This is a genomic window from Aurantimonas aggregata (genome assembly GCF_010500835.1).
In the GTDB taxonomy this organism is placed as follows: Bacteria; Pseudomonadota; Alphaproteobacteria; order Rhizobiales; family Rhizobiaceae; genus Aurantimonas; species Aurantimonas aggregata.
This window is the reverse complement of record NZ_JAAAMJ010000062.1, coordinates 1-3,108: the sequence shown is the minus strand read 5'-3', so window position 1 is coordinate 3,108 and position 3,108 is coordinate 1. Positions and strand designations below refer to the sequence as shown.

Sequence of the window (3,108 nt, the reverse complement as noted above, 5' to 3'; positions counted from 1 at the left end):
GTCCGTTGAAATCGGAACGAAGCGGGATCGCTGAAGCCATGGCAAACCTCCGTTTGCCTCCATCGATTCAGACTTCGCCCGCCTTGGGAACCCCTACAGAGTCAGCTATCGCGCACGTTGGTATAAGGAGCACGGTTAACGACCGGACGCTGCCGTAGACGGCGCCCTTCGATGGTGGCGGCGCAAGGCACCCCGGGAGTTCGGGGCCACCCGCGCCACCCCACCCTCGGGGCAGTCCGTTCCGCCACGCGCTGGCGTTGTCCGGCAGCGATGAGAATTCGCGGCTGCCCGGAACTTTTCACCGTCGCGGGAAGATCTTCAAGCCGCACACGAAAACCCCGGCGGGAAGTGTGATAGAAAGCGCGGTGGCCATTATCCCTCCATACGACGGACGCTGACCTTCGCCTTCGGTCTCAGCCTTGTCCGGCTGCTGAGATAATCCGGCCAGTTGCCGGAAGCTGGTGCAGTGAGGGAACGTCTTCGAACATCTCGACGTGGTAAGCCACCTCCATCGGCGGGACGGGAATTCGCGCTGCCAGTTTGCGCGCGAATTTAGCGGGACCACTCCGGCGCCTTCGTGGTCTCCCGCTCGGCATCAAATCCTTCGGCCCACAGAATGTGATCAGAAGATCGCGGAGAGTATGGATTGAGCGCCGCTATACCGCCGGCGCGGCAGCCCTTCCGGCCCTCCGCCCACACCGCCCGCTCTCGCTCGGCGGCGGCAATTTTAGCGGCTAGGTCGTTCGCGGCGTCCATCTTCAATTCCGGCCTCTGCATGATCGTACGTTCCACGAGAGTGCTTTCGGGCCGCCATCCAGCCTCGAGGGTCAGCGTCGCATGAAACAATCCTGTTCTGGAAATCATTATGAAAACAAGGGATAAAGCGATAGATCCTGGGTCAACGCCAGTGCCGCTGGTTCCATCAATCGTGGGAGTGCCAAATGACTCATCCTGCCGACCACAAATACCCTGCCGATGAAGAAGTCGTCTCCGAAGTCGAAACCTTGCGTGCCGCTCTTCCCACCTGGGTCATCAGCACTGTTGAACTCGTCGAGCTCGCAGAGAACGCCGAACGTGCCGGGGCGCACATCAATCCTACGACCGCGGATCGTTCCCGCAGCCTCATTATCGAAGTTGCCGAGTGGCAGCAGAAATTAAATGACTGGCAGCAGCTAGACCTGAGTCCTCGGCTACTGGCGGAGCTGCGCATCCTCAAAGCGACGTTGGACGCATCAATGGATGAGGCGAACGCCGCCGCAAGCGAACTGAAACTCTTCGATTGACCCTACAACGGCAGGGGGATTTCCTCCGCGCGGAATAATGCCGGCAGCTCCAGTATTACAGCCGTACCCTTTGCCATCATGCTGAGGCCGCCGTCCCTTCACCGGGGCGGCGGCTTTTGTCGTTCTGGGATCAGGTTAATGCAGCCACCCGGCCTCGAGCGTCAGCGACCCTTGGAATACCGGCTTGTCCGCCTGATCGCGCACGCTGATGCTGATCACGTGGTGATCTCCGTCCGGCAGTGCGTCGCAGGCCATTCGCGGAAGGGCATCAATCGCGGCTTCCCGCACCCCGTCCAGAGTCTCGCATTCGATGCCGTCCTCGTCGTGGAAACGGACGCCACTATCGTCGATGTCGAAATAATACCGGGCCATGCGAACCTCTGGGCGATATTGCCTGTTCGTCTGGTAGACGCTCCCGCTCCAGCATTTGATCCCGTCACTCCGTCAGAATGTCCTTGGCCGCCTAGTGTCGAGCCTCCGGATCGAGGTGCAGATAGAACGGGTCGAACTCCGCGATCTTTTGCAGGCGTTCCCGGTGCACAATCGTCAGGTGCCGCTTCTCGATCGTGATCAGCTCTTCGCTGCGCAGATCGCGGAGGGTGCGGTTGATCTGCACGACCGTAAGGCCCATCGCATCCCCGATGTCCTGCTGCGTCATCAGCCGGATCGGTTGATCCGCCAGCCCCACTGCGTCGAGCCGGACGTAGAGCTCGCACAGCATGTGGGCGACGCGCTGGCGCGCGTTCAGTCGGCCGAGGCAGCGGACCCATCGACGGGTGATAGATCCGTCGATCAGCGTCTCCCGCCAAAGGGCCGATGCGATCCGGGGATTGCGGTCGCTGAGGTCGGCGAGTGCCTTGTGCGGGATCATCGCGATCTTGGAGGGCGCGATGCTGCCGAGACTGTGGTCCATGGTTGGCAGATGCAGTGACTGCAGGTCCGGAATATCGCCAGGCACATAGAAGGACAAGATCTGGCGCTTGCCCTCGCGGGTGTCCAGGAACCGGGCAAGAAAGCCGTCGACGATCAGGACGCAGTGATGGACCCGGTCGCCCTCCCGGCTGATCGTCTCGTTCTTGCCGAGCTCACGGATAGTGGCCGGCAGTGTTCGCAGGTCTGCCAGCTCCGTCTCGTCCAGGCCCGTCGAGCGATGAAGTCGTCGTATTAGAATCTCGGCCGGAGCCGACCTCGTGAGCATGGAGTGTCCGATCGGAAGGTGTAGAGACCACCATAGCATCCAAGGGTGTTCAAATACCGACCGGATGTTGAGTGGACCGGGCCGCTAATGTGATCTGCCTCACCATCATCCGTTTCGTCGGACAGACTAATGGCCGTGGCCGGGCTCCTCTCGACGCCACCCCGCCGCCGTGGTCTCTTCCCGGAATGTTCAATCTCTACTCCATCACCAAGGGCCAGGCGGCCATCCTTGAGTTCACCCGCGCCATGCGGGACCGGACCGGCAACATGCCGGCACTGCCGGGTGTCTTTCCGACACGACGGCGCCGATCGTCCGGAACGGCCCAGACGGAGTGCGCGAGTTGACGATGGCGCGCTGGGGCATGGTGTCGCCGAAGTTCGCGCTCGAGGGCAAGAAGACGACCGCGGGTGACCCACAAACGACCGTCGGGCGGAGTTGCGTTTCGATCCGCCCCTGCGGAGCGGCGCCATTCAACCGGCGCGTGGCTCATCGCGCTGGCTTGGCCGCCGCCGGTGCAGCAGTAACCGTTTCGCCACGAGAATCGCCCCACCGCCGAACAGGACGCAGGCGACCTCGACCGCCCACCTAGCCGCGGCACCGCCGGCGAGCTCCATGTTGCCCATGGCG

The 3,108-nt window shown here is 62.3% G+C and carries 3 protein-coding genes; 1 reads left to right on the top strand and 2 read right to left on the bottom strand.

Going from position 1 to position 3,108, the window contains the following annotated elements:
- The first annotated feature begins 941 nt into the window (after nt 1–941).
- Nucleotides 942–1,283, top strand: a complete 342-nt coding sequence (locus GTW51_RS23175) for a hypothetical protein (RefSeq protein WP_163046382.1) — start codon at nt 942–944, stop codon at nt 1,281–1,283.
- Nucleotides 1,284–1,418: 135 nt separating this feature from the next.
- Here the strand turns inward: GTW51_RS23175 and GTW51_RS23170 are convergent, their stop codons facing one another.
- Both GTW51_RS23170 and GTW51_RS23165 read right to left on the bottom strand, forming a co-directional pair.
- Nucleotides 1,419–1,655 carry a DUF6894 family protein gene (locus GTW51_RS23170; RefSeq protein ID WP_163046381.1) on the bottom strand — a complete coding sequence of 79 codons (237 nt, stop codon included), beginning with the start codon at nt 1,653–1,655 and terminating at the stop codon, nt 1,419–1,421.
- 91 nt (nt 1,656–1,746) lie between these two features.
- Nucleotides 1,747–2,481, bottom strand: coding sequence for a Crp/Fnr family transcriptional regulator (locus GTW51_RS23165; RefSeq protein ID WP_163046380.1), 735 nt, complete (start codon nt 2,479–2,481; stop codon nt 1,747–1,749).
- Nucleotides 2,482–3,108: the final 627 nt, after the last annotated feature.